Below are 2,079 nucleotides of genomic sequence, written 5' to 3' on the forward strand. Positions count from 1 at the left end.
AAGAACGCGCCGCGCGATGCGCTCGGCGTCATTTCCACGTCGGCCCGTAGCCTGCAGCTCACGGCGTTGGTCCTCGGGCCGATCGTGGGGTCGTGGGCCGCCCAGCACATTGGCATTGAGTCGACGTTTATCGGTGCAGGCTCGATCGGGCTCGCCGTGGGTACTTATGCCGCGTTCAGACATGCCTACCTTCGGGAACGCAGCAAGCGTACCGACAATGAGAATATTTCGCCATGGTAAGTCGGACGGTTCGCAGTAGTTTCCGTTCTTAGAACAACTCTGGTTCGATCGAGACGACAGGGCTGATGGCCCCAGGAACGATTCAGCCCTTATGGACCAAGTCCATCACGCATACGTCTCGGCTGATCGACAAACGACGTTGCTGCTCTGCTCGCCGACCGTCCCGTCCCCACAATTCTTGACTATGCCCCCGCCGCCGAACTGGTACGATGCCGGTCGCCTCGGCATAGAAAACGGGTATTTGATCGCCCCCTATTTATTGCCTTGCGACCGGACGATCCTGCCCTCTCGCAGGCGGCAAGAGGCCCCGGAAACGGCATCCAGCCCGCTCAAGAACCCCGCAACACCCCGGCTCGCCCCGCGCGACCCGTTGCAGTAACCGTTGGAGTGGCGCACCCCGCGCCTGCAAGCATGAAGAAATCGAAGCAGCCCACCCGTCCCCCACGCGACAAAGACCGCACGCCGCTCGTACGCGCCGGCGCGTGGCTGCTGATGGCCGGCCTGCTGTATTTGCTGTGGCCGTCCGCCGAAACCGCCTACCTCGCGATGGAGTCGGTGATCCGCTGACGCGCGCGGCCAACCGCACACTACGCTATACTGCCGCGATGGAAACCCGACCCGCCTCGCCGATCGTGCATTGCTGGTGGCGCGCCTGACCCAGGCGGCCCGTTTCCTTTTGCATGTCCCAAACGTGATGCCGCCAGCCATGGCGGCATTTGCGTTTCTGCGCTGACGTCATGGCTGGCGGCTTCGACAACCCGGAGCCAACGACGACCATGACGCAACCCACCCGCCCGATCATCCTCACCGGCGACCGCACGACCGGTCCGCTGCACCTCGGCCACTACATCGGCTCGCTGCGCGCACGCGTGCAGATGCAGCATGAGGCGACGCAATTCCTGCTGCTCGCCGATACGCAGGCGCTGACCGACAACATGGGCCGCCGCCAGCGCGTCACCGAAAACGTGATCGAGGTCGCGCTCGACTATCTCGCCGTCGGCATCGATCCGGCGATCTCGACGATCGTCGTGCAGTCGCAGGTGCCCGAGCTTGCCGAACTGTCGCAATACCTGCTCAACCTCGTCACGGTCGCGCGCCTCGAACGCAATCCGACCATCAAGGAAGAAATCCGCCTGCGCGGCTTCGAACGCGACATCCCGGCCGGCTTCCTGACCTACCCGGTGAGCCAGGCAGCCGACATCACCGCGTTCAAGGCGACCCACGTGCCGGTCGGCGACGATCAGTTGCCGATGATCGAGCAGACCAACGAACTCGTGCGCCGCTTCAACGCGACCGTCGAGCAGCCGGTGCTGGTCGAATGCGAGGCCGTGCTGTCGGCAGTCACGCGGCTGCCCGGCATCGACGGCAAGGCGAAGATGAGCAAGTCGCTCGGCAACGCGATCACGCTCGGCTCGACGCCGGACGAGATCGCGCAGGCCGTGAAGGACATGTACACGGACCCGAACCACCTGCGCGTGAGCGCCCCGGGCCAGGTCGAAGGCAACGTCGTGTTCACGTTCCTCGATGCGTTCGAGCCGGACGTGGCGAAGGTCGACGAGTTGAAGGCGCACTATCGCCGCGGCGGCCTCGGCGACAGCGTCGTCAAGCGCGTGCTGAACGAGCGGCTGCAGGCACTGATCGAGCCCATCCGCACACGCCGCCGCGAATTCGAGGCCGACAAGGCCGAAGTGATGGCGATCCTGAAACGCGGCACGCTGCATGCACGGGAAGTGGCGGGGGCGACGCTCGCGGAGGTGAAGGGGGCGAGTGGGGTTGACGTATTTCGATTGAGCGGCGCGTAATAACTTCGTATAGCATACATTATACGAAGTTATACGA

General features: G+C 64.1%; 3 protein-coding genes. All 3 read left to right on the forward strand.

Annotation, left to right across the window (positions count from 1 at the left end):
• Positions 1–240, forward strand: a 240-nt coding sequence (locus JMF90_RS34780; RefSeq protein ID WP_374104320.1) for a hypothetical protein, incomplete at its 5' end; no start/stop codon positions are given.
• 411 nt (positions 241–651) lie between these two features.
• Positions 652–807: a hypothetical protein gene (locus tag JMF90_RS34785; protein ID WP_006481299.1), complete on the forward strand. Its 156-nt coding sequence runs from the start codon at positions 652–654 to the stop codon at positions 805–807.
• 209 nt (positions 808–1,016) lie between these two features.
• A complete protein-coding gene (trpS, locus tag JMF90_RS34790; protein ID WP_201326135.1) occupies positions 1,017–2,042 on the forward strand; it encodes a tryptophan--tRNA ligase in 1,026 nt (341 codons plus the stop codon).
• The last annotated feature ends 37 nt before the right edge of the window (positions 2,043–2,079 follow it).

It is taken from the genome of Burkholderia sp. E168m23 (genome assembly GCF_016586125.1).
GTDB classification, from domain to species: Bacteria; Pseudomonadota; Gammaproteobacteria; order Burkholderiales; family Burkholderiaceae; genus Burkholderia; species Burkholderia orbicola.

What these genes read in the sequence shown, in the direction of transcription:
- JMF90_RS34785 (WP_006481299.1), top strand. Translation starts at nt 652, where the DNA reads ATGAAGAAATCGAAGCAGCCCACCCGTCCCCCACGCGACAAAGACCGC.
- trpS (WP_201326135.1), top strand. Translation starts at nt 1,017, where the DNA reads ATGACGCAACCCACCCGCCCGATCATCCTCACCGGCGACCGCACGACC.